The organism is Paenibacillus sp. CMAA1364 (genome assembly GCF_054373195.1).
Genome location: NZ_JBITNB010000018.1, coordinates 14,241 through 40,650, shown reverse-complemented (window position 1 = coordinate 40,650; position 26,410 = coordinate 14,241). Strand labels below are relative to the sequence as shown.

Annotated in this window: 25 protein-coding genes and 1 riboswitch; of the genes, 11 read left to right on the top strand and 14 right to left on the bottom strand. The window is 40.8% G+C overall.

Going from position 1 to position 26,410, the window contains the following annotated elements:
* Positions 1 to 81: 81 nt before the first annotated feature.
* Positions 82 to 723 carry an NAD(P)-dependent oxidoreductase gene (locus ACH8E3_RS11460; protein WP_458632773.1) on the bottom strand — a complete coding sequence of 214 codons (642 nt, stop codon included), beginning with the start codon at positions 721 to 723 and terminating at the stop codon, positions 82 to 84.
* A 189-nt stretch (positions 724 to 912) separates the two neighbouring features.
* Here ACH8E3_RS11460 and ACH8E3_RS11455 point away from each other — a divergent pair, with 189 nt between their 5' ends.
* The gene (locus ACH8E3_RS11455; protein WP_458632772.1) at positions 913 to 1,776 is read left to right on the top strand and encodes a hypothetical protein; all 864 of its coding nucleotides are present in this window, start codon (positions 913 to 915) and stop codon (positions 1,774 to 1,776) included.
* Positions 1,777 to 1,894: 118 nt separating this feature from the next.
* Here ACH8E3_RS11455 and ACH8E3_RS11450 read toward each other — a convergent pair whose 3' ends face one another.
* Positions 1,895 to 2,317 (bottom strand): RrF2 family transcriptional regulator, encoded by a 423-nt coding sequence (locus ACH8E3_RS11450; protein ID WP_458632771.1) that lies wholly within the window; start codon positions 2,315 to 2,317, stop codon positions 1,895 to 1,897.
* Positions 2,318 to 2,457: 140 nt separating this feature from the next.
* On the opposite strand from ACH8E3_RS11450, the gene ACH8E3_RS11445 reads away from it, so the two are divergent.
* Both ACH8E3_RS11445 and ACH8E3_RS11440 read left to right on the top strand, forming a co-directional pair.
* A complete protein-coding gene (locus ACH8E3_RS11445; RefSeq protein ID WP_458632770.1) occupies positions 2,458 to 2,934 on the top strand; it encodes a CcdC family protein in 477 nt (158 codons plus the stop codon).
* A gap of 207 nt (positions 2,935 to 3,141) precedes the next feature.
* Positions 3,142 to 4,887: an alpha-glycosidase gene (locus ACH8E3_RS11440; protein WP_458632797.1), complete on the top strand. Its 1,746-nt coding sequence runs from the start codon at positions 3,142 to 3,144 to the stop codon at positions 4,885 to 4,887.
* A 591-nt stretch (positions 4,888 to 5,478) separates the two neighbouring features.
* Here ACH8E3_RS11440 and ACH8E3_RS11435 read toward each other — a convergent pair.
* The 4 genes from ACH8E3_RS11435 to ACH8E3_RS11420 all read right to left on the bottom strand — a co-directional run bounded on the left by ACH8E3_RS11435 (position 5,479) and on the right by ACH8E3_RS11420 (position 10,705).
* Entirely contained in the window at positions 5,479 to 7,158 is a 1,680-nt protein-coding gene (locus tag ACH8E3_RS11435; RefSeq protein WP_458632769.1) for an alpha-amylase family glycosyl hydrolase, read from the bottom strand.
* Positions 7,155 to 7,991 carry a sugar ABC transporter permease gene (locus tag ACH8E3_RS11430; RefSeq protein ID WP_458632796.1) on the bottom strand — a complete coding sequence of 279 codons (837 nt, stop codon included), beginning with the start codon at positions 7,989 to 7,991 and terminating at the stop codon, positions 7,155 to 7,157. Before ACH8E3_RS11430 ends, ACH8E3_RS11435 begins: the two co-directional genes overlap by 4 nt.
* The gene (locus ACH8E3_RS11425; RefSeq protein ID WP_458632768.1) at positions 7,991 to 9,301 is read right to left on the bottom strand and encodes a carbohydrate ABC transporter permease; all 1,311 of its coding nucleotides are present in this window, start codon (positions 9,299 to 9,301) and stop codon (positions 7,991 to 7,993) included. Before ACH8E3_RS11425 ends, ACH8E3_RS11430 begins: the two co-directional genes overlap by 1 nt.
* 78 nt (positions 9,302 to 9,379) lie before the next feature.
* Positions 9,380 to 10,705 (bottom strand): sugar ABC transporter substrate-binding protein, encoded by a 1,326-nt coding sequence (locus tag ACH8E3_RS11420; protein WP_458632767.1) that lies wholly within the window; start codon positions 10,703 to 10,705, stop codon positions 9,380 to 9,382.
* 473 nt (positions 10,706 to 11,178) lie between these two features.
* Here ACH8E3_RS11420 and ACH8E3_RS11415 point away from each other — a divergent pair, with 473 nt between their 5' ends.
* The 3 genes from ACH8E3_RS11415 (at position 11,179) to ACH8E3_RS11405 (ending at position 15,401) form a co-directional block, all read left to right on the top strand.
* The gene (locus ACH8E3_RS11415) at positions 11,179 to 12,207 is read left to right on the top strand and encodes a LacI family DNA-binding transcriptional regulator (protein WP_458632766.1); all 1,029 of its coding nucleotides are present in this window, start codon (positions 11,179 to 11,181) and stop codon (positions 12,205 to 12,207) included.
* A gap of 171 nt (positions 12,208 to 12,378) precedes the next feature.
* The gene (pgmB, locus tag ACH8E3_RS11410; RefSeq protein WP_458632765.1) at positions 12,379 to 13,053 is read left to right on the top strand and encodes a beta-phosphoglucomutase; all 675 of its coding nucleotides are present in this window, start codon (positions 12,379 to 12,381) and stop codon (positions 13,051 to 13,053) included.
* Positions 13,054 to 13,094: 41 nt separating this feature from the next.
* Positions 13,095 to 15,401, top strand: coding sequence for a glycoside hydrolase family 65 protein (locus tag ACH8E3_RS11405; protein ID WP_458632764.1), 2,307 nt, complete (start codon positions 13,095 to 13,097; stop codon positions 15,399 to 15,401).
* Between the two features lie 52 nt (positions 15,402 to 15,453).
* Here ACH8E3_RS11405 and ACH8E3_RS11400 read toward each other — a convergent pair whose 3' ends face one another.
* The gene (locus ACH8E3_RS11400; protein ID WP_458632763.1) at positions 15,454 to 15,870 is read right to left on the bottom strand and encodes a pyridoxamine 5'-phosphate oxidase family protein; all 417 of its coding nucleotides are present in this window, start codon (positions 15,868 to 15,870) and stop codon (positions 15,454 to 15,456) included.
* 149 nt (positions 15,871 to 16,019) lie between these two features.
* A riboswitch (TPP riboswitch) is annotated at positions 16,020 to 16,129 on the top strand.
* Positions 16,130 to 16,234: 105 nt separating this feature from the next.
* On the opposite strand from ACH8E3_RS11400, the gene ACH8E3_RS11395 reads away from it, so the two are divergent.
* From ACH8E3_RS11395 to ACH8E3_RS11375, 5 genes are all read left to right on the top strand, one after another.
* A complete protein-coding gene (locus ACH8E3_RS11395) occupies positions 16,235 to 17,245 on the top strand; it encodes an ABC transporter substrate-binding protein (protein ID WP_458632762.1) in 1,011 nt (336 codons plus the stop codon).
* Between the two features lie 43 nt (positions 17,246 to 17,288).
* On the top strand, positions 17,289 to 17,582 hold the full coding sequence (locus ACH8E3_RS11390; protein WP_458632795.1) for an MTH1187 family thiamine-binding protein: 294 nt from the start codon (positions 17,289 to 17,291) through the stop codon (positions 17,580 to 17,582).
* Entirely contained in the window at positions 17,579 to 18,343 is a 765-nt protein-coding gene (locus ACH8E3_RS11385) for an ABC transporter permease (RefSeq protein ID WP_458632761.1), read from the top strand. Before ACH8E3_RS11390 ends, ACH8E3_RS11385 begins: the two co-directional genes overlap by 4 nt.
* A gap of 111 nt (positions 18,344 to 18,454) precedes the next feature.
* Positions 18,455 to 19,213: an ABC transporter ATP-binding protein gene (locus ACH8E3_RS11380; RefSeq protein ID WP_458632760.1), complete on the top strand. Its 759-nt coding sequence runs from the start codon at positions 18,455 to 18,457 to the stop codon at positions 19,211 to 19,213.
* A gap of 51 nt (positions 19,214 to 19,264) precedes the next feature.
* Complete coding sequence (locus ACH8E3_RS11375) at positions 19,265 to 20,065, top strand: TatD family hydrolase (RefSeq protein WP_458632759.1); 801 nt, start codon at positions 19,265 to 19,267, stop codon at positions 20,063 to 20,065.
* A 38-nt stretch (positions 20,066 to 20,103) separates the two neighbouring features.
* On the opposite strand, the gene ACH8E3_RS11370 is transcribed toward ACH8E3_RS11375, so the two are convergent.
* The 7 genes from ACH8E3_RS11370 to ACH8E3_RS11340 all read right to left on the bottom strand — a co-directional run bounded on the left by ACH8E3_RS11370 (position 20,104) and on the right by ACH8E3_RS11340 (position 26,051).
* Positions 20,104 to 22,542, bottom strand: a complete 2,439-nt coding sequence (locus ACH8E3_RS11370; protein WP_458632758.1) for a heavy metal translocating P-type ATPase — start codon at positions 22,540 to 22,542, stop codon at positions 20,104 to 20,106.
* Between the two features lie 141 nt (positions 22,543 to 22,683).
* Entirely contained in the window at positions 22,684 to 22,884 is a 201-nt protein-coding gene (locus ACH8E3_RS11365) for a cation transporter (protein WP_458632757.1), read from the bottom strand.
* A gap of 39 nt (positions 22,885 to 22,923) precedes the next feature.
* Complete coding sequence (locus tag ACH8E3_RS11360; RefSeq protein WP_458632756.1) at positions 22,924 to 23,292, bottom strand: metal-sensitive transcriptional regulator; 369 nt, start codon at positions 23,290 to 23,292, stop codon at positions 22,924 to 22,926.
* 179 nt (positions 23,293 to 23,471) lie between these two features.
* The gene (locus ACH8E3_RS11355) at positions 23,472 to 23,645 is read right to left on the bottom strand and encodes a hypothetical protein (RefSeq protein ID WP_458632755.1); all 174 of its coding nucleotides are present in this window, start codon (positions 23,643 to 23,645) and stop codon (positions 23,472 to 23,474) included.
* Positions 23,646 to 23,854: 209 nt separating this feature from the next.
* Complete coding sequence (locus ACH8E3_RS11350) at positions 23,855 to 25,222, bottom strand: MATE family efflux transporter (RefSeq protein ID WP_458632754.1); 1,368 nt, start codon at positions 25,220 to 25,222, stop codon at positions 23,855 to 23,857.
* A gap of 233 nt (positions 25,223 to 25,455) precedes the next feature.
* Positions 25,456 to 25,686 (bottom strand): cold-shock protein, encoded by a 231-nt coding sequence (locus ACH8E3_RS11345; RefSeq protein ID WP_458632753.1) that lies wholly within the window; start codon positions 25,684 to 25,686, stop codon positions 25,456 to 25,458.
* A gap of 164 nt (positions 25,687 to 25,850) precedes the next feature.
* On the bottom strand, positions 25,851 to 26,051 hold the full coding sequence (locus ACH8E3_RS11340; protein ID WP_458632752.1) for a cold-shock protein: 201 nt from the start codon (positions 26,049 to 26,051) through the stop codon (positions 25,851 to 25,853).
* Positions 26,052 to 26,410: the final 359 nt, after the last annotated feature.

The following is a 26,410-nucleotide window of genomic DNA, read 5'->3' as shown; positions in this document are numbered from 1 at the left end:
TGATTACGCTTTCATTATATCATGTAAACACAATAATGTTAATGGTGTAAGCGCTCTATTGTGTTTACATTTTGTGACTGTTTAGTATGCCACAGTAAATCTTGCGCGAACGAAATACGGATCTTCCAGTTCATCGATGAAGGCCACCGCATAATCCGCTGCAGAGATGATACTTCTATCGCCTTCATCTAGAATAAGCATATCCATTCCAATTCTGAATTGGCCCGTACGACGTCCTGAGGTAAGCACGCTTGGCGGGCTACAATATGTCCAATCCACATCAGATTTACGCAATATGTCATAAGCCTGTTCGTTGGCGATCGCTAACGATTTGGATTCTGACGGATAGTCTGGCATATCCATCCACTTGTAACCAGAGGATGTTATAAGAGTACCCGCATCACCGACGACAAGCAGTCGAGATATCTTGCAACGATCTGTCACCTCAACAAGGGCTTGGGTTAGTATCAAGAAGTCATCTTCCGAACCCCGCTCAGGAATACATGCACTGATGATGGCTTGATGACCTTCAGATAATGCTGCGATACGATCACAATCCAAGGATTGTGCTTCAACGACATGTAGATTCTCAAATAATTCTGGCATTTGGGTCTGATCAGGTACTACAGCAGTTACTTCATACCCACGATCAAGTGCTTCCTTCATAATAAGCTGTCCTATACTTCCACTGGCTCCGAATAACACCACTTTAGTTTGATTCATCGTGCATTCCTTCTTCCTAGTATTAATCTCATCATACGTTATATACACCACTTCAAGATTCGCCTTAGTATCTTACCATCTTAAGCTTCATGATACACTTCTTTTCACGGGTTAGCGTCTTCTATATTCTTGTATTATCAATATTCTTATGCAATAGTGGAGATAGAAAAAAATGAAGGGGGGATCACGTTGTCCCTTGCAATCCAGGAATTTATCCATAGCTTCTCTACATCTATGGAAGGGATCATAATGGCTTCTATAGCTATTATTTTATTTATATGGATGTATATACGTACAGCTCTACATTTAAGAATGACAAGAAAAGAGCAATTAGAACGATTACATGAATCATTAATATTGTATAGTCGGGTCACCGGCCCTCTTGGAGAAATGATCGACGATGATCACCCGAGTACCGAGGATGTCAGTCATTTAGTCTTCTTACTGGAAGAATGCAAGGCCGCACCCATGCTTACACAAGACTTACATGAACATATGAATGCCTACATAAAAGAGCGAGATCCATCACGATTATCGATGCTGTATAATGTGTGGATGCGTGAGGTGAATAGACTGATTGAGGACCATCGTATGTTGTTACGAAAATGGGATCGTCCGAGTTGGGGTTTTAGCTTCTGGTTATTATTAAAGCCTGCCTTACCATTTGCAGCCGTGACATCTATTGTTATGTCGAGTTTACAACTCTCAGATACGTTATCGGAATTATCCAGTTGGGAATCCTCCCATTGGTTAATTATGAATGCATGGGCTCGATATATTTCTTATCTTGTAGCAACAGCTTCTATATACCTGTTGTTCATGTATACTCGTCGTAAATCATATCATTTTGTCCATACCATTCTTTATCTATTTATTGCTATAGCTGCTTTATTCCACGTATTGGGACTACAATCAGCCCTTTATATTGTTGCTATACAAGTGATACTCTATGTTGCTGGATTTGGCTTTAACACTACACGTACACGTAAGGACCGACCTTATGCCGGTCGTGACTTCTTAGGTGATGATCAACGTCAACAAGACGATAATTGATGAACATACACAGATACGAATATATAGAATAGCTCCGCAGTCGTTAGAACGCATCCGTAACATTGGAGGCATTTCCTTTCGACGCGGAGCTGTGATCCTTGCTTATTCAAGAACATCATTATTTAGTATTCGCTTGAATATCTCGTATGATATCTTGTAATGTGATGGTGTTGTAATGACGCTCAAGTGCCGATTCGCCACTACTGTATATTTGATCCATGATTTCTTGAATATGTTCTGATACTACGCAAAGTGACTCTCCCCCTCCAGATATCCAACTGGGTTGAAGTGAACCTTGGGCAAGTAGACGATATAAATCACCAAGCGTAACGTCGGCAGTATTCACATTCAATAAATACCCACCACCAACACCTTCCTTCGTCGTGACATACCCTTGCTTGCGAAGCAATCCAAGCACTTTCCGTACACGAGCTGGATGAGTGCATACGCTTTTAGCAATAACATCACTATTAGCCATATTATCCTCTATTAAGCTAAGAAGGGTTAAACAATGGACGGCAATATTAAACTCACTATTCATTTCATCGCTCCCTATCATCTGTAAGTGTATGCATCACAGTTATAATTGTCAAGTTTGGCATCCGTTCTTATTTATATTAATAATTAACGCTATGATATAATGATCTTACTTCATACATTAAGGAAAGGAGGGGTCTTGCGGTGTTCGATATTAATAACCCAACGGTACAGCTTGTCATCACTTTAGGAACGGCTATTATGGCTTTATTTGCGATATTTATTCGTACCAAGACAAGCAATACCCCTGTTACCATAAAAAAGATCGTTATCCCTCCCATTGGGATGTCCACTGGCTTCTTTATGTTCGTCGTACCGATGACACATATTCCAATTTGGTGGGCTCTTGTGTCTTTTCTTCTAGGATGGTTCGTATTCTCATATCCACTCATCCGTGGTACTCGTTTCAAAGTTGTAGATGATCAAGTCTACACAGATCGTTCCAAAAGCTTTATCTTTATTTTGCTTGGAATGCTAGCTGTCCGCTTACTACTCCATCAGATTATTGAACGATACATATCCATTCCACAGACTGGATCTCTGTTCTTTATTCTGGCCTTTGGGATGATCGTACATTGGCGTGTATTTATGCTAAAAGAGTACAAACGAGTCATTCAGTAAAAGAAAAATGATGAAATGAACTTCGTTATACTAAGTAGATTGCTCCAACTTTAGATCATGTGATATAGTTAAGTAGAAATCATTATTGCTATTCGTTCATGCATGACCACCAAATTAAAAGGCAATGTTACCCTAACCAAAGGTACAACCTCGACTATTTTAGTCTTGTGTTGTACTTTTTTATGTGAAAAAAAGGAGATGTTTATGATGTTATTAGAAGCTGTATATCACGGTCCGAAACATAGCTGGTGCTATGCTTATGATGCCAAGACGATACATCTTAGAATCAGAACCAAAAAAAATGATGTAGACAGCGTTTCGGTATTCGCAGGTGACAAATATGCATGGGATCGCACCTTGGTGAACATCCCTATGCGTATTCTATCATCAGATGACATGTATGATTACTGGGAATGTGAAGTTGTACCTCCCTACCGACGTCTAAGATATGGCTTTATGTTGCAACAAGCAGATGAGATCTATTGGATGACCGAGTATACATTCTTAAAAGAAGCACCGGACAATCCAGACCGGTTGTTCGAGTTCCCATTCATTAACGCGGTCGATGTGTTTGAGACACCTGATTGGGTTAAAGATGCTGTCTTCTATCAAATATTCCCGGAACGATTCGCCAATGGCGATCCTACCAATGATCCAAAAGGTACACTCCCATGGGGTGGTACGCCTGAACGAGATAATTTCTTTGGTGGTGATTTACAAGGGGTCATCGATCATATCGATCATCTTAGTAAGCTTGGTATTAATGCGGTTTATTTCACGCCTTTATTCACGGCAACTACGAACCATAAATATGATACGGAAGATTATATGCAGATTGATCCACATTTCGGTGATATCGCTCTGATGAAGAAATTGGTTAAACTTTTCCATGAACGCGGCATTCGAATTCTCATTGATGCTGTCTTCAATCATTCGGGCAGAACGTTCGCTCCGTTTATTGATGTTCAGAAGAATGGAGAGAAATCTCGCTATAAAGATTGGTTCCATGTTCGTCAATTCCCAATTACCGTTGAGAATGGCATTCCTAGTTATGATACGTTTGCATTTGAACCTCTAATGCCTAAGCTAAATACGGAGAATCCAGAAGTAAAGTCCTATTTACTACAAGTAGCTGAATTCTGGATTAAGGACATTGGGGTCGATGGTTGGAGACTCGATGTGGCGAATGAAGTGGATCATCAGTTCTGGAGAGAGTTCCGTCAAGTTGTGAAGAAGGCCAATCCAGAAGCCTATATTCTAGGTGAAATATGGCATGATTCTTCTAACTGGTTGCAAGGGGATCAATTCGATGCGGTCATGAATTATCCATTCACGAATGCCGTACTTGATTTCTTCGTTGAAGGAACCTCTGACTCACAAGGATTCTCCAATGCACTCGGTCAACAGATGCCACGTTATCCTCGTCAATCGAATGAAGTGACCTTCAATCTGCTGGATAGTCATGATACTGCTCGTTTAATCACTCTATGTGATGGAGATAAGCGTAAATTGAAACTGGCAACCCTATTCCAATTCACCTTTACGGGCGCACCATGTATTTACTACGGCTCTGAAGTTGGACTTACGGGTGGACCTGACCCGGATTGTCGGAAATGTATGGAATGGGATCCTAAGAAGCAGGACCTGGAACTCTTTGCTTTCTATCAGAAGATTATTGAAATGCGTCTATCTTACAGTGCATTACGAACAGGAAAGTTTACCTTCCTCCCTTCCGAAGAAGGTAGCCATACATTGGCCTACGTTCGGGAAGACAACGAGAACTACTTCGTCATTATGATGAATAATGAAAGTACCAAGCAAACGATGAAGACCACTGTTACTCAGGCTGACTGGGTAGATATCATTACAGGTGAAGAGATACATGCTGTGAAAGGTTCACTTTCAGTGGATTTACCTGCCTATGGTTATGCTGTCTTGAAAGCTGGGAAATAACGTTCAGAATATATGGGGTTGTCCCATAAGTAGATTTTCTACAAGTGAAGACCAGTTCTCTCCATTCTCAAAAAGTTAAAAGTCAAAAAAGCAGCGATTCTTCCGTTATTGGAGGATCGCTGCTTTTTTTGATCATTCGCAGCTTGTTTCAGTAGATTGTGGGCAAGTGAAAGCCAACCGACCTCAACCGTCACTTTTTCATGCCGCGAAGCGGAAATCTTCGGGATCCCCGGTTCTTCTTCCGTTGTTTAGATAAGCGTATTTTTCTTTAGCTAGAAATTGAAGAACCGCAGTAAATACCGATTCGAGAACATCCCGCATTCTTTCGGAACGGAAACGGTTGATGGTGCGAAAGTCTGCTTAAAGTAGCGCAGAGGACGGAACGATTTCGTAAAAGCGATAGCGGTCGCCTAAAAGCTTTCCAAAGGAAAGCTACTACGAAAGCAAAAGCTGTCTCCGAATTTCAAACGCTGAGCGGTTTTAATCCGGAAATTCGGAGACCACAGCGATTGGAGAAATGTTCCGTTCGCGGAGCGTCCTCCTAGCCATTTTCTTGACTTATGGGACAGCACCCTCATTCTATTCAATTACTTACTGCAAGATTACTGTACTATATGGCGGCAATTGGAGTTGGTTGCCTGCAAGTTGCGCATCCGATGTCGTTGTGCTCACAATCTCTTTGATGCTTCCGTATAGGTCGTTGTCTAATGGAATCGATTGTGCTTTTCCCGATAGATTATGAACGACCAGCATTCGTTTATCCTCCAAGGCACGAACATAGGCCATGATATTGGGATTATTGACCTTGTAAGGCAGAATTCCGCCATCACGTAGCACCTCGTGTTGCTTCCGCCAATGAATCAACTGTTTATAGTGATTGAATAGAGAATTGGGATCCTCCATCTGCTCGTCTACAGGAATGACATTTTCTTTGTGTAAGGATAATTCCCAACTGGTCTGCCCTTTCCCTTTAGCATCGCTACTCCATATCATAGGCTCCCGAATACGTTCATCCGGTTTCGCACCAAGCATTCCAATTTCCTCTCCATAGTAAATGAAGGGATTCCCTGGGAATGTAAGTAGAATGGAAGCTGCCATTTTAGCGTGATCCACATTGCCTTTCATTTCAGTCATCACACGGTTCTGGTCATGATTCGTTAAAAAGGTGGCATCGACGAATTGCCCAGCGGATTGCTTACTGAAATAGTCATATTCTCTGACCATAGTAGATACAATATCGGTCGCCTTTTCTGTACGTGCCGATGTAACGATTTTACTAGCGAGATCGAAATTAAACGCTGAATTTAGGGCTTTATCTAGATAGGGACCGACTACAGCAGCAGAATCCCACACTTCCCCAACCAAATAAGCATCATGATTTATTGGTTCAAGTGCTTCTCGGAACTCTTGCCACCATTCTTGGTTCTTCTTCACGACTTGCGTATCAGCAACCGAATGCTGAAAGTCTTCATAGATATGTTTGGCTGCATCTAATCGAAACCCATCCAGTCCCAGGTTCAACCAGAACTTCCCTATCTTGGCGAACTCTTCCCTAACTTCAGGATGATCCAAGTTCAGATCCGGCATACCCTCCCAAAAAATGCCTAAATAATGATCTTGGTTCGATCTATGCCATGCATGTTGACCCCAAGCCCCTAGTGTATTACTATCCAGACCTTGATCTTCTGCCCACATATACCAATCACGTTTAGGGTTATCCTTACTCTTCAATGATTCCAAGAACCATGGATGCTTATCACTAGAATGATTGACAACTAAATCCATAATCACTTTAATCCCACGTTGATGGGCTTCATCCAGCAATACCTTGAAATCCTCCATACTTCCATAATCTGCATTCACATCATAATAGTCAGTGACATCATAACCGTGATAGGAAGGGGATGGATTGATAGGCATCAACCAAATGCCTTCGATACCAAGGTCAACCAAATAGTCTAATTGTTGCGTAATTCCATTGAAATCGCCTACACCATTCCCGTCACTATCATAGAATGAGCGAACAAAGATTTCATAAAAGACACCGTCGCTTTTCCCCATATCCACCGTCTTTAGATTGACAAAAGGTTGTGTAACCTCTTCTGTTACGCCTTTGTCCTTAGACGTTTCCAGTTGACTCGTCTGATCTACGGCGTCATTACCTACCGATGAGTTCCCATTTGGTGTTAAACAACTGCTCAAAAGAGACACGATCATGCCAATCAACAGCAGCCTAGACATAGTGCCAGTAATCTTACCTTTTGTCCTCATCCTTTATCAGCTCCTGCTGTCAAACCTTCAACTAAGAATCTCTGCATAGCCATAAATAATATCGTGATCGGTAGAGCAACCAATACACAACCGGCTGCGAAGATCGTGAATTGTGTAGCGAATGCCGCATTAACCATATTGTACAAGCCAACAGCGAGCGTCTGCTGTTCCTTCGTTCTCAACACCATTTGTGCAAAGATGAAATCGTTAAAGGCACCCGCGAAAGAAGTTACGGTTAGAAAGACAATTAATGGCCTGGATAGCGGCAAAAAGATACTGAAGAACACTCTGAAGTGTCCTGCGCCATCTAATCTTGCAGATTCTTCTAAGCTCTTAGGAATCGTATCGAAATAACCCTTCACCAATAGGTATCCCATGATTGCACCCGCAGAGTATACGAAGATTAGTGCTGAATGCGTATTTAATAAATTCAAATTTAACAATAGAATATATACAGCAATCATACTCATAAAAGATGGGAACATGCCTACAACGAATAGAGATGTCATGATGCCTTTGCGACCCTTAAAACGGAACCGTGAAAATACATAACCCGACAGTAGCACAAATGTTGTACTGAATATGGTGGAGACTACTGCGATCTTTAACGTATTCATGTACCACTTGGCGAAAGGAAAGTTCTGAAATAACTCCTTATAGTGAACGATGGTCCACTTTGTAGGCAGAAAGGTTTCACTAAACAAAGATGTACCAGGACGAAAAGAGGATAGAACGACCCAAAGAGCGGGATAAATAGCAAATATCGCAATGATAACAAGGATAACATGACTAATAGTTAACCCTATGAAACGTCTAAGCTTATGTTTATTCATCATTGGAATGTGTCCTCCTCTCTATAAAAGCGTGATCTACGGAAATTGTATATCGAGAATGAGGCTAAGATGATAAAGATGATAATACCTATAACGGAAGCAAAATTATATTTACCATTGTTAATAGATAAGCTATACAGCCAAGTGATTAGAATATCGGTATGTCCTGCGTATTGATATTCACTATTCACTGGATTACCATTGGTCATCAAATAAATAACGTTAAAGTTATTAAAGTTACCCGCAAATTGGCCTATGAGAATCGGAGATAAAGCAAACATCACCGAAGGATAAGTAATCATACGGAATTTATGAAATCCATTGGCTCCGTCAATTTCCGCTGCTTCATATAAATCTCTCGAAATCGTTGTTAAGATCCCTGTGATCATCAGCATCGAAATAGGAAACCCAAGCCAAAAGTTGACTAACAGAATCGTTGCCTTCGCCCACGTTGGATCGGATAACCAAGCCGGACCATCAATCCCAAAAAACTTGAGATACTGATTAATCGGTCCAAATTGAGCATTAAACAGGTTGCGCATGATAAGCAAGGAAACGAACCCCGGTATAGCAAATGGAAGCATATATACCGTTCTAAAGAATTTCTTAAACATGATCCCTTTTTGTTGCAAAATAACAGCAATGATGAACCCACCGAAGAAACAACTTACCGTGGATAGAATCGCCCAACATATCGTCCATACAAAGACACCATAAAACGTATTCGCCCAAGTACTGAGCGTAAATAGATTCTTAAAGGTATCAAAGCCGATCCAATTAACTAAGTTAGCTGGTGGTATATGTTTGGGTGAGGAATAGTCCGTAAAAGCGATCAGAACTGAGAATATAAGCGGTAAAATCGTAAAGAAAAATAAAAAGATAAGCTGTGGGGAAATAATGAGCAGCGGGAAGTTCTCCTCCCCTAAGTCTTTTAAAGTCTGTGCAAAACTCTTAGGTTGAGCACCCTTTTCGATCTCTATGGCCGTTTTATACGCATCACGAATATTCAGAATATAAGCTATTAGGAATAACATGATGAGGAATAGAACGATTAACCCTTCAACCATCAAAAAGATGGAGTGATCTCCAGGCACCATTTTATTAATTCTACCGACCTTTTCTAGATGCTGAGCTTTTTCACCTAATGTATATAGCCCCCACAACGCACTACCTAGATTCGTCATAGAATAATAAAGCCCCATAATAAACAGTAACAACATCGATAACCCTTTCAGATATTGTCTATTTATGATTTGACCTAACCCCATAATGACGGCTGATAGAACGGGAGCGATTGTTCTACGCTTCATATATTTCACCTCATGCTTATTCATTTTAGTGAGGGCTGTCTCATGGTTGAGACAACCCTCACTACTATCATTCAATCATTATTCTTTACCTTGTTGCTCAATGCCCACCTTGATATCTGCTACTGCTTTATCAAGAACTTTCTGTACATCTTCACCATTCCAGATCGGTTCTAGAGCTGCTGTAGTCGGTCCCCATACCTGACGCATTTCTATAATGGCAGGCATAGCCTCAACATTTTTGAACTGCTCGATAAATGCTTGCGCGCGCGGGTCTTTTTGAATGGCGGCATCGTCCTCCATCCCATTACGAGCAGGGATAATGCCAGTCATCGTGTATTCCTTCGACAATGATTCCTGTGAAGTTACGTAATGAACGAACAACTTCGCTGCATTTGGATATTGTGAGAATGAACTTACAAAGTAAGATTTAATACCCGCAAATGGCTTCGGGCTCTTGCCGTTAGGCATTGGAGGCATAGGAACAGCTCCAACTTCGAAACCTAACTTCTCTTGTGTGAAGTTCCCCATTTGCCAAATGCCATCTAAGTTAATTGGTAATTTACCGGATTGGAACAACTCTGTCTTCACATCGCCACTTGCATCCGCTGCTTTAATTGGCAATGCTTCACGTAATGTTTGATAGAACTTCATTGCTTCAACACCTTCAGGTGTATTGATTCCGATATCCAATGGATCCGTTCCATCTTTACCAAATGTATAACCACCATTTCCTGCGATGAAGGCATAGTTGTAATACCAGTTATTCACTTCCCACATGAACCCAAATTTATTAGATTTCACGTCGTTATACCCTTTAGAGAACTTGATAATATTGTCCCATGAGGATAAGTCAGCCTCTGTCACTAGACTTTTATTGTAATAGAGTAGATACGTCTCCATGTTCCGTGGATATCCATATAGAACACCGTCCATCGTCAATGCATTGATCGCGATTGGGCTGAAATTAGCCTTTGTATCTTCTTCATAATAATCATTAGGAAGAATAATTCCTGCTGCCACCGCTTCTCCAAGATGATCATGTGGCATGACCATGATGTCTGCACCTAAACCAGCTGGGCCATCTGTTTTGACCTTAGCCATCTGGTCCCCTGATCCAACTTCTTGGAACTCAACAGGGATATTATATTTAGCGGTGAACTCTTTAGCCATTTCTTCAATAAATGCTTGCTCATCCACACCTTCCCAGACAATCAACTTCGCGCCATCTTCAGGAACAATATCCTCATCGACTGCTGGATCAACCGTTGGTTCAGTAGTCCCTTGATTCGTTGGTGTGTTGTTACCAGCTGTTGTGTTTGCAGGTGAATTTGTATTTCCTGAGCATGCTGAGATTAGAAAAATTAGTGTCAAACAGATTGTTAGTAGCTTTAGTGATTTTCTCATAAATAATTTCCCCCTTTAATCGTTAAGTACTACATTTAAATCATTTAATCCGCTTGTACTCATATCAATTTCTGTGTGGACTCTCTTGAATTGTCATGAAACAGTGATGTCGATATGATTGTGCAAACGTTTGTAAAAACAAACATGACTATATATGAAATCGCTTACAATGTGATTAAAACATACACAACTACTTATTGTAAACAGCCATATTCTCGCTAATTTGGATATGAACCGTAGATTTTCCTATGAATTCGCCTGTTTCCTAATCGAAATTAGTTAATTCTTCAATTTTCATAGAAAAACCGTTTGCATGGCATGTGGCAACAGTTATTTACTATATTTAACTACCGGGACCGTCTCATCATGATTTACAAGATCACGACATTAGATTAAGATTAGACCAGTATAAATATTTAAAACACGCTTTATTTGAAATACTATTAGCAAACGGTCTCATCCTGGAGGTTATTATGTCTGTAACAATAAAAGATGTCGCAAAAAGAGCCGGTGTGTCGCCCTCCACCGTATCTAGAGTCCTATCCAACCACCCTAGAATAAGCCTTGAGACTTCTCGTAAAGTAAAGGTTATTCTAGATGAAATGGGGTATTATCCCAATATTTTAGCTCAGAGTCTTGTCTCTAAGACAACCAATAGTATTTGCGTTATTCTGCCTAAATCTGCTGAAGAGCTATTCTTGAATTCATTTTTTATGGAGTTAGTTCGAGGTATTGTAACACAAGCCAATCGTTCTGGTTATGATGTCGTACTTAGTTCGGGAGGAAGCGAGCAAGAAGAGATTGATGTTGTATCAAGGCTCATTAACGGGAAAAGGGTCGATGGAGCCATTCTTCTATATTCCCGAAAAGATGATCCTGTTGTCGAATTTCTACACAGTAATCATCATCCATTTGTGTTAATTGGGCGTAGCGATAAATATCCAGATCTATTATCGGTTGATAATGATAATATTCAAGCTGCATATGATGCTACGAAACACTTAATCAACTTTGGTCATAAACGTATTGGATTTGTCAGTGGTCCTCCCCATCATGTTGTATCCATGGATCGCCTAAAAGGCTATCGACGCGCGCTCGAAGAAGCAGGCCTCGAGATGCGTAAAGACTGGATTGTTGAAGGAGAATTCTTACAAGAAAGCGGCTATCGAGCGATGTCCTTCTTCATGAATTTGCCTCAACGTCCTACAGCCTTAGTCGTGGTTGATGACCTCGTCACATTTGGTGTACTCCGTGGTTTACACGAGCTAGGATTCAAAGTCCCAGATGATCTCAGTATCGTCAGCTTCAATAATATTTCTATTTCTGAACTCTCCACTCCACCGATCAGTAGTATCGATATTGGTATCTATAATTTAGGGTATACAGCGTCTCAAGCCTTGATTCAATCCATCCGACAAGAGGGAGACAATGATCTTCAAAAAAGACATATTATATCCCATCGACTTGTCGTTCGCGAGTCTTCCATGAACCCTGTCTCTTGATGAAATACTAAACTGGCTTTTGTAATCAAGACTTCTCTGCTATAATGACTTTATATCGCTAATATTTACTTGCCTGACCTATATATTTTTGGAATATTGATGAAGCAAATTAAGCTTCATTATTATTTTTCTTGAGAGTACAAACGTTTGCACAGTAAAGGAGAATGATTTATGAAACCTACTAATCAACCTATTCATGCCTGTTTATTTGACCTCGATGGTGTCCTCGTGGACACAGCCAAATATCACTTTTTAGCTTGGAAAAGACTGGCAGATGAACTGGGGTTTGTATTTACTGTGGAAGATAATGAAAGACTAAAAGGCGTGAGCCGGATGGCCTCACTGGATATATTACTAGAAGTAGGCAATCTTCAACTTGATGAAGACAGCAAGATAGCTCTCGCTGAAAAGAAGAATAACTGGTATGTGGAATCCATCTCCACAATGGATGATTCAGAGCTCTTGCCTGGTTCACGAGCTTTCCTTCAAGAATTGAAGGATAACGGGATAAAGGTTGTTCTTGGTTCTGCTAGTAAGAATGCCATGACTATACTCAACAATGCGAACCTAGTTCCATACTTTGATGCCATTATTGATGGTACCAAGACAACTAATGCTAAGCCAGATCCGGAAGTATTCAACCTTGGTGCACAAGCCGTACAAGTCGATTCCTCACATTGTGTCGTATTCGAAGATGCGGAGTCTGGTATTGAAGCCGCACAACGTGCAGGAATGCGTACCATTGGCATTGGTCCTGCGGGATCGCTCAATCAGGCAGAATTCGTGATTTCTTCACTAGAGGAGATCTCCTACGACAAATTACAGCATATGATGTCCAATATATAAGTTACCTCGATCCAACTAACATCAAAAGGAGAAGATCAAACATGAAACAATACTTACAATTAGACCCTTGGAGCATTATTGAGGAAGGCTTTGATCCAACAAACCACGAAATATCGGAGAGTATTTTCAGTATTGGGAATGGATATATGGGACAACGTGCAAATTTTGAAGAAGTATACACAGGCTCTTCATTACAAGGCAGTTACATGGCAGGGGTTTACTATCCAGATAAGACGCGAGTCGGTTGGTGGAAGAATGGCTATCCTGAATATTTCGCCAAAGTATTAAATGCCACCAATTGGATTGGGATCGATGTTGTGATCAATGATATCGTTCTAGATCTGGCGGTATGTCAGGTGAAGGATTTCGTTCGTGAACTGAATATGAAGGAAGGGACACTTTCGAGAAGCCTCATTGCCATACTTCCCGATGGAAAAGAAGTGCAAATCTCATCCGTACGATTCGTTAGTATCGCTCGTCGAGAAATTGGTGCGATCCGATATGCTGTCACTCCGTTAAATTTCAATGGATCCATTCGATTAACGCCATATCTTGATGGTGATGTCTCGAATAAGGATTCCAATTACGATGAGAAGTTCTGGTTGGAAGTATCCAAAGAAGTTACATCTGCAGATGCTACACTAACGATCAAAACCAAGAAACTTGATTTCCATGTTACGTCTGTGATGAGTTACACGGTATCGAAGAATGATCAACCTGTGACGATCTCACCAGAACTAACGGATAAAGAGAAATATGTCGCACACACATTACAATTAGATCTACAAGCCAATGAACAAGTTGTTCTTTATAAATATGTAGCCAATGTTACTTCTAGAGATCATGAACCTGATCTACTACCGAGCGTAGGTCGTAACATTCTTCAATCTGCTATGGATGCTGGATTCGATCATTTACTTCAAGAGCATATCACCGCTTGGGACGCTAAATGGAGCGAAAGTGATATCGTTATCGAAGGGGATGTGGCAGCACAACAAGCTATTCGATTCAATATTTTCCAACTTAATCAGACGTATAACGGAGAAGATGATCGACTCAATATCGGTCCAAAAGGATTTACAGGCGAGAAATATGGTGGTAGTACGTATTGGGATACCGAAGCTTACTGTCTTCCCTTCTACCTAAGCACAGCGGATGAATCCATTGCACGAAATCTATTGGTGTACCGCTATAAGCACTTGGAAAAAGCAAAAGAAAATGCGAAGAAGCTTGGATTTACTAAAGGTGCATTATATCCTATGGTGACGATGAACGGAGAAGAATGTCATAACGAATGGGAGATTACTTTTGAAGAGATACACCGTAATGGTGCCATTGCTTATGCTATTTATAACTATGTCAATTACACAGGGGATACTTCTTATCTAGGACAATATGGTCTTGAAGTGCTTGCTGAAATATCTAGGTTCTGGGAAGAACGTGTCAATTATGTCCCTGCCAAAGACCAATATATGATGTTAGGTGTTACTGGACCTAATGAATATGAGAATAATGTCAATAATAACTGGTATACCAATAGCATTGCCGTTTGGACTTTGAAATACACACTAGAAGTGCTGGATCAGTTACAGGAGAAGGAATCCTCTAGATATCAAGAGATTATTGCCAAATTACAGCTTAAGGAAGAAGAGACTGCTAAATGGCGGGATATTATTAATAAAATGTACTATCCATACGATGAGGAACGTCAAGTATTTCTACAACAAGATGGTTTCTTAGATAAAGACCTAACGCCGGTTAAAGATCTCGACCCTTCTAACCTACCGTTAAATCAGCAATGGTCTTGGGATCGTATCCTTCGTTCTGCTTATATTAAGCAAGCGGATGTGTTGCAAGGTATATTCACGCTTCGAGACCAATTCGATCTGGATACCGTTAAACGTAACTTCGATTTCTACGAGCCATTAACTGTCCATGAATCATCCTTATCACCTTGTGTGCATTCGATCCTTGCCTGCGAACTTGGGTATACAGATAAAGCCTACGAAATGTACCTTCGTACATCTCGTCTAGACTTGGACAATTATAACAATGATACCGAAGATGGTTGTCATACAACAAGTATGGCTGGGACATGGATGTCTGTTGTTCATGGATTTGGGGGGCTACGTGTACAGGATGGTATGCTTCATTTGAATCCATTCAATCCTGGTCATTGGAAATCATTCTCCTTCAAAGTTATGTTCCGTCATTCACGGCTTAAAGTAACCGTTGGCGAGCATGAGATTACCGTTACGAATGAGACCGATGTACCTGTGAATGTGAGTGTTTACGGAACTACCTATTCGATAAATGGATTGAGTCATATCAAGGCTAGTATCAAATAACGAATAAATAAGACCCTTGCGGCAGATATTCTGCTACAAGGGTCTTGCTGTATTAGTCAATCCATTTCTTTTGGTTACCTTCTTTATCTGAGTAAAGAATATGTTCCGCATGAATATCAAGGATGACATAATTCGGATCCTTTGGTCCATCGAACCACTTCTTCAAGTCTTCATTCCAACATTTCTCCTTCAACGATTCATTCGTTGAGATCGAACAAGTGCCTTCAACTTCAACGACTTCCTTCGTACCCCCAATGTCATATCCAACAAGTAAGGATATGTTGGGATTGTGCTGTAATTCATCTACCTTCTGCGTTCTGCGATCAGTCACGAGATGAATGCTTAATCCTTCATTATACAAAACCATATACCTTTGCTTCGGTTTATTTCCTTCAATCGTTGCAAGAGCACATATTTTATTTCGGTCGAGGACCTTCGTGATTTCTTGCTCAATCTCCAAATTCTTCATATGGATTCCCTTCCCTCTCCTCGTGTTGTAATAATAAGACTATCCCTTGTATTGTACCCACCTAATCAAATAAGAATCATCATCTCATGAATTTCTTACTGGACAGCTGTGCCGTGTTGGACTATACTGGGGCAGAAGTCTAAAACTTCATATTGTACCTGGGGTGCTGGAATTGGCCGGCTGAGATTGTGTCCCACAGACACTGACCCATATACCTGATCTGGATAATGCCAGCGTAGGAATCTCTGTGATATGTCATGTACATATCTACTCTTACGCACACAAGCGTCCCGATGATGGGACGTTTTTTTTGTCGAATACAAATAGGACGCCAAACCATACGTCCAACAAAGGAGAGAGACAAGTGAGAAAGAGAACGTTATTATCATTACTGTTCACATCCATGCTAATTCTTGTTATAGCGGGTTGTGGAGAAGGTAAGAATGAACAAAGTACCTCAGCGAAAGATACAAAAGAATTACGACACATCAAAGTGGCTTTGGACTGGACTCCTAATACAAATCATACGGGACTATACGTCGCTATTGACCAAGGTTATTATACAGAAGAAGGTCTAAGTATCGAGATCATCCCACCTGGTGCGGGTGGCGCTGACACGATGGTTGCTTCAGGTGCCGTACCTTTTGGCATCAGCTATCAAGAGGGTGTAACCGTGGCAAGAACACAAGATGTACCGCTAGTGTCCATTGCAGCGGTTATTCAACATAACACTTCTGGATTCGCAGCACCTGTGGATCGAAATATTAAAACCCCTAAAGATTTCGAGAATAAAAATTACGGCGGATGGGGTTCTCCTATAGAAGAAGCTGTCATGGGTTCTATCATGAAAACTAACAATGCTGATTACGACAAGGTGAAGATGGTCAATATGGGAGATGCAGATTATTTCACAGCTGTTAAGCGAGATATCGACTTCGCATGGATCTTCTATGCTTGGACCGGTATTGAAGCAGAGCTACGCAACGAACCTTTAGATATGTTATACGTAAAGGATTACGCTACCGAATTAGACTACTACACACCTGTCATTGTTACGAATGAGAAACAGATTCAGGATGAACCAGAGCTTGTGAAGGCATTCCTTAAAGCTACATCCAAAGGATATCAGTATGCGATTGATAAGCCCGAAGAAGCTGCAGAGATATTAATTAAGGCAGTCCCTGACTTAGACAAAGAACTAGTGATTGCTAGTCAGAAATGGTTGAGCCCCCGTTACACGGATGATGCACCACGTTGGGGCGAACAGAAACCAAAGGTATGGAGTGGCTACACAGACTGGTTGTTAAGCCTTGACCTACTGGAGAAAGAGATTGATATCACCAAGGCATACACCAATGAGTTCTTACCCAATTAAATATAAATAAACTAAACTTTAAATTCGAAAGGGAGTAAATATGATGGCCAACACACTATTAAGTATTCAAGTCATTCCAAGAACACCAGGAAATGAAGATTACATTCCTTATGTAGATCGTGCAATTGAGGTAATCCAACAATCTGGCGTGAAATATGAAGTTCATCCAATGGAGACAACCATGGAGGGTGACCTCGATCAATTATTAGATATTGTAAGAGATATGCATGCAGCGCTCATCGATGCGGGAAGCCCAAGTGTTATTTCACAGATCAAGATCGGACATAATCCAAACGGTGTGAGTATGGATAAGTTAACGGAGAAATATCGCCCATGAGATTGTCGTGGAACAAAATCTGGCCGCCCTTCGTGGCGGTCTTCTTTCTATTAATCGTATGGCAGTTATGTACATCCCTGTTCGAATTGGAAAAGTGGATTCTTCCATCACCCTATAATATCGCTCAAGAAGCGCTCACTCAATCCAGTACTTTATGGAAACATACCTTTGCCACAGTTAAATTAACGAGTGTTGGTTTCTTCATTGGAACATCGATAGGACTTCTGGTCGCCATTATATTACATACGATCCCTTTTCTTAAATCAGCTCTATATCCTATCTTAATTCTTAGTCAAAATGTACCCTCCATTGCTCTGGCTCCGTTATTGATGATCTGGTTCGGCTTTGGGCTTCTTCCCAAGATCATTGTGATTACTCTCGTCTGCTTCTTCCCAGTCGCTATTGCTACGATGGGTGGACTCAAGCAAAGCGATCCTATGATGCTCAGCTATATGCGAATGATTGGAGCAAGCAAACGTCAAATCTTCATGAAGCTGGAACTTCCGTACTCCATCCCTGCTGTATTCTCAGGTATCAAGATTGCTGCGACATATAGCGTTATGGGTGCAGTTATTGCTGAATGGATCGGATCAGATAAGGGAATTGGATATTATATGATGCTACAGAAAGCTAGCTATCGCACAGACCGCATGTTCGTTGCTATCTCTATTATTGTTGTTATTAGCCTATTGATGTTCGCAGTTATAGGCTTATTAGAAAAGTGGCTCATTCGTTGGAACGATACAAAGACAACTAATTAGATCGATTCCGAAACTAATCACATAAAGGGCGTGTTTCTTATATTAGAATCTCATATACCGATAGACTATAAGCCGAATGATCCTCTTCATTCAATATCGCACGCGCTACAGGTGAATCATATTCATAAAAGCTTCAATAACAAAGGACAATCACTTTCGGTACTGAATGATGTTTCCCTTCAAGTGAATAAAGGAGAGTTCGTCTCTATTGTTGGCCCTTCAGGATGCGGTAAAAGTACATTATTTCATATTATTGGTGGATTAGTTCAACCTGATGCTGGGGAAGTATGGATGAAGGGCCGTCAAGTTACAGGTGAACGAGGTCATATTAGCTTCATGCCGCAACAACCTGCGTTATTCCCATGGCGAACCATTGAAGATAATGTCATTTTAGCTCAGGAGATAAAGGGTACCTCCAAGAAAGAAGCACGTGAAGAAGCAAAATCCTGGCTTGCAAAAGTAGGTCTATCGGGATTTGAACGAGCCTATCCTCATATGTTATCAGGTGGAATGCAACAACGTGTTGCCTTTCTACGCGCACTTCTTAGTCCGGAGGAACTCATCTGTCTTGATGAACCTTTCAGCGCTTTAGATGCACTAACACGAAGTGATATGCAGCGTTGGCTACTTAATATTTGGGAAGAGAATCAACGTTCCGTCTTATTCATCACACATAATATCGAGGAAGCTTTACTGCTATCCGATCGCATTTATGTATTCTCCAATCGTCCAGGTTCGATATTACAAGTAGTAGATGTCCCATTACCTAGGCCACGAACAGAGCAACATACGGAAGATGCCACCTTTTTGAAATTAAAAAGGGACATATCGCAATGGATGAAAGAAGAACAAAGCAAGATTCATATCTAGTATCATAATAAGCTCTATAAATAATTTCATACCAACTGGAGGTTATTCGATTTGAACACAACTATTAATACGCCATTCATTGATGCCCATATTCACCTTGATTTATATAGTGAAGAGCAATCGATACCCCTTGGAGAGCTACCCAATGACAATGTTGATGGAGTCATCGCTGTATCCATGGATTTACTCTCCAGTAAACGAAATCTTGCACTTGCACGAGCGTATCCTAACTTGGTACATCCTGCCTTTGGATTTCACCCAGAACAAGCTCCTCCGACACCAGAAGAGATTTCCGAACTGTTATCTTGGATGTCAGATCATCACAAAGATATGATTGCCGTAGGTGAAGTTGGGTTGCCCTATTATTCAGAATTAGAAGCCAAAGAGACTGGTCAGTCCTTCGACCAGTCTCCGTATATTGACTTATTAGAACAGTTTATAGCTTTTGCTAGGACATACGATAAACCGATTATTCTACATGCCGTCTATGATGATGCAGATATAGCCTGCCGTTTACTTGAACAATACGCTGTTACTAAAGCACATTTCCACTGGTTTAAGGGTTCTGTAGACACGATAGACCGCATGGCTAATAACGGTTACTATATATCCTTCACACCAGATATTGTATATGAATCTGAGATTCAACAATTAGCTCGCCGCTATCCTATAGATCAGGTTATGGCAGAAACGGATGGACCTTGGTCTTTCGACGGACCCTTTACTGGACAGTTGACTCATCCACGGATGGTATCTAACGTCATTGAAACTTGGAGTCAAATCCACCATATGAACATAGAAATTGCAAATAAGATGATCTACTCTAATACGAAGCGATTTTATGGAATCTAACTAAGTTATGGATCCTATCCTATCGATAGAATCGCTGATTATAATTTGACGCGTTGCAATCGTAGGGCGTTAAGAACAACAGATATTGAACTGAATGCCATCGCTGCACCCGCTACCCATGGTGCTAGAAATCCAGCCGCAGCGATGGGAATTCCTATTGCATTGTAAGCCAATGCCCAGAATAGGTTCTGCTTAATATTGCTCATCGTTCTACGGCTCATCATAATGGAATCCGCTACAGCATTTAGATCCCCGCGCATTAATGTAATATCAGCCGCTTCCATCGCAACGTCCGTACCCGTACCGACTGCCATGCCAATATCTGCAGTGGCCAGAGCTGGGGCATCATTAATACCATCTCCAACCATGGCGATGATTTTACCAGATTGCTGTAATTTTTTCACTTCCTCTGCTTTACCTTCTGGAAGCACCTCAGCTAACACCTTTGTTATACCCGCTTGTTCGGCAATCGCCTTGGCTGTACGTTTGTTATCTCCGGTTATCATAACAACCTCAATATTCATTGCAATCAGTCTATTCACGGCTTCCTTTGACGTTTCTTTGATCGTATCCGCAACAGCAACAATACCTGCATACTTATCATCTACAGCAACAATCATGGCTGTTTTGCCGGATTCCTCCAGCCGGTTCATATCCTCATACGCCGTTCCCATGTCTATGCCCTTCTCAGACATCAGCTTTCGTGTACCTACAACAACTTTTCTACCATCCACCCATGCGGTCACACCATATCCCGGCATATTCTCGAATTGCTTCGCAATGGGTAATGGTAACCCTTTACTTCGCTCAATGGCACTATGCACAATAGCATCTGCTAGTGGATGCTCCGAATGCTTCTCTACTGCAGCAGTCATCCGTAGTAGCGAACTCTCGGTCATCGGCGCAATGGGAAGAATATCTGTCAATACAGGCTTACCATTCGTGATTGTTCCCGTCTTATCTAATACCACAACCTCAATGCCCTGCGCAGATTCTAAATGTTCTCCACCCTTGAATAGAATTCCGAATTCCGCAGCACGACCCGATCCAGCCATAATCGATGTTGGCGTTGCCAGACCGAGTGCGCAAGGACAAGCAATAACTAGAACTGCAATAGCCTTCTCCAAGGCGCTCGCGAATTGCCCTTGTTCTATTTTGAAATACCAGACAAGAAATGTTAAGACAGCAATGGCTACCACGATCGGTACGAATATTCCTGATATCACATCAGCAATCCGCTGAATAGGTGCCTTAGAGCCTTGTGCCGCTTCTACGACCTGAATAATCTGTGCTAATGTCGTATCTTTACCTATCTTGGTTGCCTCCACACGCAGAACACCATTCTTATTCAAGGTTGCACCAATGACCTTATCTCCCATTTGCTTATCGATCGGTATACTTTCACCGGTTAGCATCGATTCATCCACAGAAGATATACCATCTATAACTTGTCCGTCTACCGGGATCTTCTCCCCGGGCTTCACGATAATGACATCTCCAACAATAACCTCATCCATTGCAATATGAACTTCTTCACCATGACGGATAACAAGTGCCGTCTTGGCTTGAAGACCCATAAGACTCTTGATCGCCTCGGATGAGCGGCCTTTCGCTAGTGCCTCGAACCATTTACCCACAAGGATTAAAGTAATCAATACACTACTCGTCTCGTAATACATCTCTATGCTATGTTCCATAGATCCCATTCCCAATGATTGTAACGTTAGGTATAGACTATAGAAATAAGCCGCAGACGTTCCCAACACCACCAACACATCCATATTAGCACTACCGTTACGCAGCGCTTTATACGCTCCTTTATAGAATGGAGCACCAATAATGAATTGCACAGGCGTTGCTAAGATGAGTTGAAACCACGGATTCATGAATAATCCCGGAACGGGGATCCATTGCGTAAATGAGAAGTGTCCTACCATAGACCATAGCAATGGAAAAGATAATATAGCTGAGATGATCCACATCCATTTTTTTCGTTGTATTTCATGTTTACGTAGTTCAGAAGAATCTTTAGCTTCCTGTTTGGGTCTAGCCTTATAACCAAGTTGATCTACTTTGTGTACAATATCATCAACAGACACAGTACCTGGGGAGTACTCCACATGTGCTGTCTCGAGAGCAAGGTTTACATGCGCTTGTGACACGCCATCCAATCGATTAAGCCCCTTTTCGATACGGACGGAACACGCTGCACATGTCATGCCTGTGATTTCGAAATCCATCGTTTCTTTCATGACTCCATAACCTAGGTCGATAATTTTCTGTTCGAGTTGTTGTGTATTCAACTGATTGGGGTCATAACTTACCGAAGCTTTCTCCAATGCCAGATTGATATTTGCATCGATGACACCTTCCATCCGTATTAATCCTTTTTCAATACGAGATGCACATGCAGAACAGGTCATCCCTGTAATTTGCATCATGAATTGAGCTTTATTCGTATGATGTGATGATTCCATCTTCAAGACTCCCTTCTTCATACCCATAATTAAGTACATACCCCACAAGGGTATCTACTTATAAAAAAAAATACGAGGCAATTGGATTTCATATCTCCCGCTGCCCCGACACTTTCATCCCTATGGCTTAATTTATAATCCTTATACGATATCGTAACCTTGATCCATAATGGCGTTCTTTATCGATTCTAAGGTCACCTGATTCTCATCGAAGTCAATCTCTACTGCCTTCGTTGGTAAATCTACCTTACCTGTTGCTCCTGCATTCTTAACTGCACCCTCTACTGCATTCTTACAGTGATTACAAGTCATTCCCTCAACCTTCAACGTGATATGTTGCATGATTCATTCCTCCATTATATAGATAATTATTACGTCTAATTATTTCATTAATTTATTTACCGTTATTAAAAGTTCGTCAATAACCTCATGGTCTCCTGCTTGAATACGTTCCACAACACAACTCTTCATGTGTCCCTCCAGTAGAAGCTTCCCCACACCATTCATGGCAGACTGAATCGCTGCGATCTGATTCAAGACATCATCACAATACGTATCTTTCTCGATCATACCTTTGACTCCACGTATTTGACCTTCAATACGATTCAAGCGAGTGACGAGCTGTTTCTTTGTCTGTTCGGAATGATGACTCTTTCGTGAATGCGTCTCTACATGGCACTGCTTTACTATCTCAACAAGATCAGATGGGTTTAGATCATCATTCATACGATCCATTATATCATCCGCCATAGTCATCCTCCCTATCCATTCATATTACCTAACTATACATTTATAGTACCATACCCCCGCAGGGTATGTAAAGCTCTATATATATGCAATGACCCGTTGAACATGGTGTTCAACGGGTCATTGCATATCATTCCATCCATATGTTATGAATTGTAAAATTTCTCTAATGTCATGTCGTGTTATTCTTTCTCACTTGTGTTTGCATCATAGGAAGCTTGATGAAGTTCCTTAATCATATGTTGCATAATCATATTTTGTTGACTGCTAATTCCGGATTGGTTATCCTCTACAATCATTTCGTGAATATCCTTCTTCAAAATCTCAATACGGCGTTCTAGCATAGCATTGTCCATAAAACTAAATCACTCCTGACTTGTTTTTGAACTCGCAAATGAAGTCCTTCCGTTAAGTATAAAGAAGAATCGAGCACATTGAAAACTTGCTTAAAATGGTTCTCCCCCTGTATATAAGGCTCTCCCTTGAGCAGAGAACGTTACCTTGTTGAGCCATACATATCCTCCCATATACGCCATGTTCCTACCTAAGTGTGGCTAAACAGCACTTAAAATGCTATTCCATCGAAAGACTGAACAGAAACATCCCTCATATGTCCCTTCCGCTTCTTCCATCTTAAAGCGACCAGAATCCCACGTAAATACTCATCTGCAATCATTGCGATATACACACCAAAGAGTCCCATCTCTAGCACAATTCCCAATAAATATGCTAATCCAACAGATACAATCCACATCGAAATGACGCTTGTTATCATAACATAACGTGTTTGCCCCACTGCATTCAGGGCGTTACCCAACGTCATATTAATCATTTTACCTGGTTGGAGAACAATATTAACGACCAATAAGAATACTCCTGTAGCAATAATAGACTCATCCGATGTAAACCAATTCAATATATATTTGCCGAATATGACGAGAAGTAGCGTATTCACTTCAACAAGCAAGATCCCCCACTTCACAGCCTTCCATGCCTCTGAGTAAGCTTCTTCACGTTTTCCCGATCCATACAAATGGGCAGTACGAATTTGTACAGCCATAGCTATAGCCATTCCAAATAAAAAGGCAAATGACTCCACAGTTGATAAATATGAACGGGTTGCCAATTCCATAGCACCCATCGTTCCTATGAACGAGGCAATGACTAGCTGAGAAATCGAATAAGAGCCCCCACTTAAGGAAAGCGGTATGCCAATCTTCGCTATCTCTTTCACAATCTTCTTATTCCATTTCACAAACTCACCGAACGTTAGGCGTGAGCTAAAGCTATTCAATAAAATCATAAACAGCATAATCGCCGCAATAGACCTACTTAAAACGGTTGAGATCCCCACTCCCACCATACCTAATTCAGGAAATCCAAATGAACCAAATATAAACAAATAATTAAATAAAATATGTATTAAATTCATCCCTACAGCAATCATCATCGTCACTTTTGTATTACCTGTATTCCGAATAATCGTACTACAAGTTTGAAGGAGCGCCATCATAAGTGCACCACTTCCTACGATATAAAGATATTGCTGTGCCAAAGGTCTAATTTCCATAGGTACTTGGAGTAGAGCGAGTATTGCATCTGTATTAAAATGTATGACTAGACTGACTACAATTCCAATCATGACATTAAATGAAAAGGCCAAAGACGCAGCCTTGCGAGCTTCTAACTCATTACCCGATCCAAGCTTCTGAGCAACTAATATGCCTGATCCACCACTAATCATCGCAAATAGTACGAACAAAGCTGCAAAAAACTGATTACAAATCCCTACTGCAGCAACAGCTTCATCTGATATTTTGCTCACCATAATCGTGTCAACTGTCCCCATCATAAATTGCAGAGACATTTCCAACATAATTGGCCACGCTAAATTATACAGAGAATAGTTGTGCTTATTTCCCAAATCCGCCAAATCTCTCTACCCCTAGGTTCAATTGGATTTATTTTCTAAGTATTATTTTCATATCCGCCGCTAATGATACCATTCATTCATAAGAGTCACAATGACCTTTTCGAAATACGTATAACTCATAGAGCTCTTAGAAATATAAAACAATAACTTCAACAAATATCTCTTTATATCACAAATACGAACAGACCGTAATCCATATGGATTACAGTCTGTTCTACATTCTTCATATTACCTTATTCGATTTGAACGCCCTTCTTGATTGACTTCAAGTCACCATTGGAATTGTTAAGTATCGGAAGCATCTTGTTATCTCGGACCATCGTAGAATTACACAACCGACAAGTCGGCTCATGCTCAAATGCGAAGTTATCACGCATCCATCCCTTACAATTCTCATCTGTACAGGACCATATTGAAGTTTCTTCCTCCGGAATTTCCTCTAACGACTTTTTGCGATAATTCATACTCAACCTCCTCATTGGACTTTAAAAAACCAAACAAGTAAAGACGGATACCTATCCTAAAAAGCGAAAGCGGCACCCGTAAGTATAGAAAAAACCTTAATGTCATTTATATAATAGTATAGAAAAACTGCCCTTAACAGACGTTAAGGGCAGTCTTGTTTGTATTACAGTTTTACAACGTTCTCTGCTTGTGGTCCACGGTTTCCTTCAACTACGTTGAATTCAACACGTTGTCCTTCGTCTAAAGTCTTGAATCCGTCGCCAGTGATAGCTGAGAAGTGAACGAATACGTCGCTTCCGCCTTCAACTTCGATGAAACCGAAACCTTTGTCTGCGTTAAACCATTTTACTGTACCTGTTTGCATTTGTAATTCCTCCAAAAAATTTAATTTAATGCTGATCTTTTTTTACACTTACATATAAAAAAGTTTCACACATTGAGAAAAGTTCAATGATCTTTGAATCCGCTTCTCAATACGTGAAAGCGATCAATATTTCCTAACTGAGTTCAGTGTAACATATGAAAAGATGAATAGCAAGGATGCTTAAAAGTATTTCTTTTCTCTTGTGTACATATCTTCCCTGAAACAAGATCTAATCCATACATGATATGACCTACTTATATATCATACCCAATATACACAATTATATAACACGTTGTCTACCTTATACATATAGTTGATATTTCACCTTCCACACGATAATATGGGGTCATTATCTACAA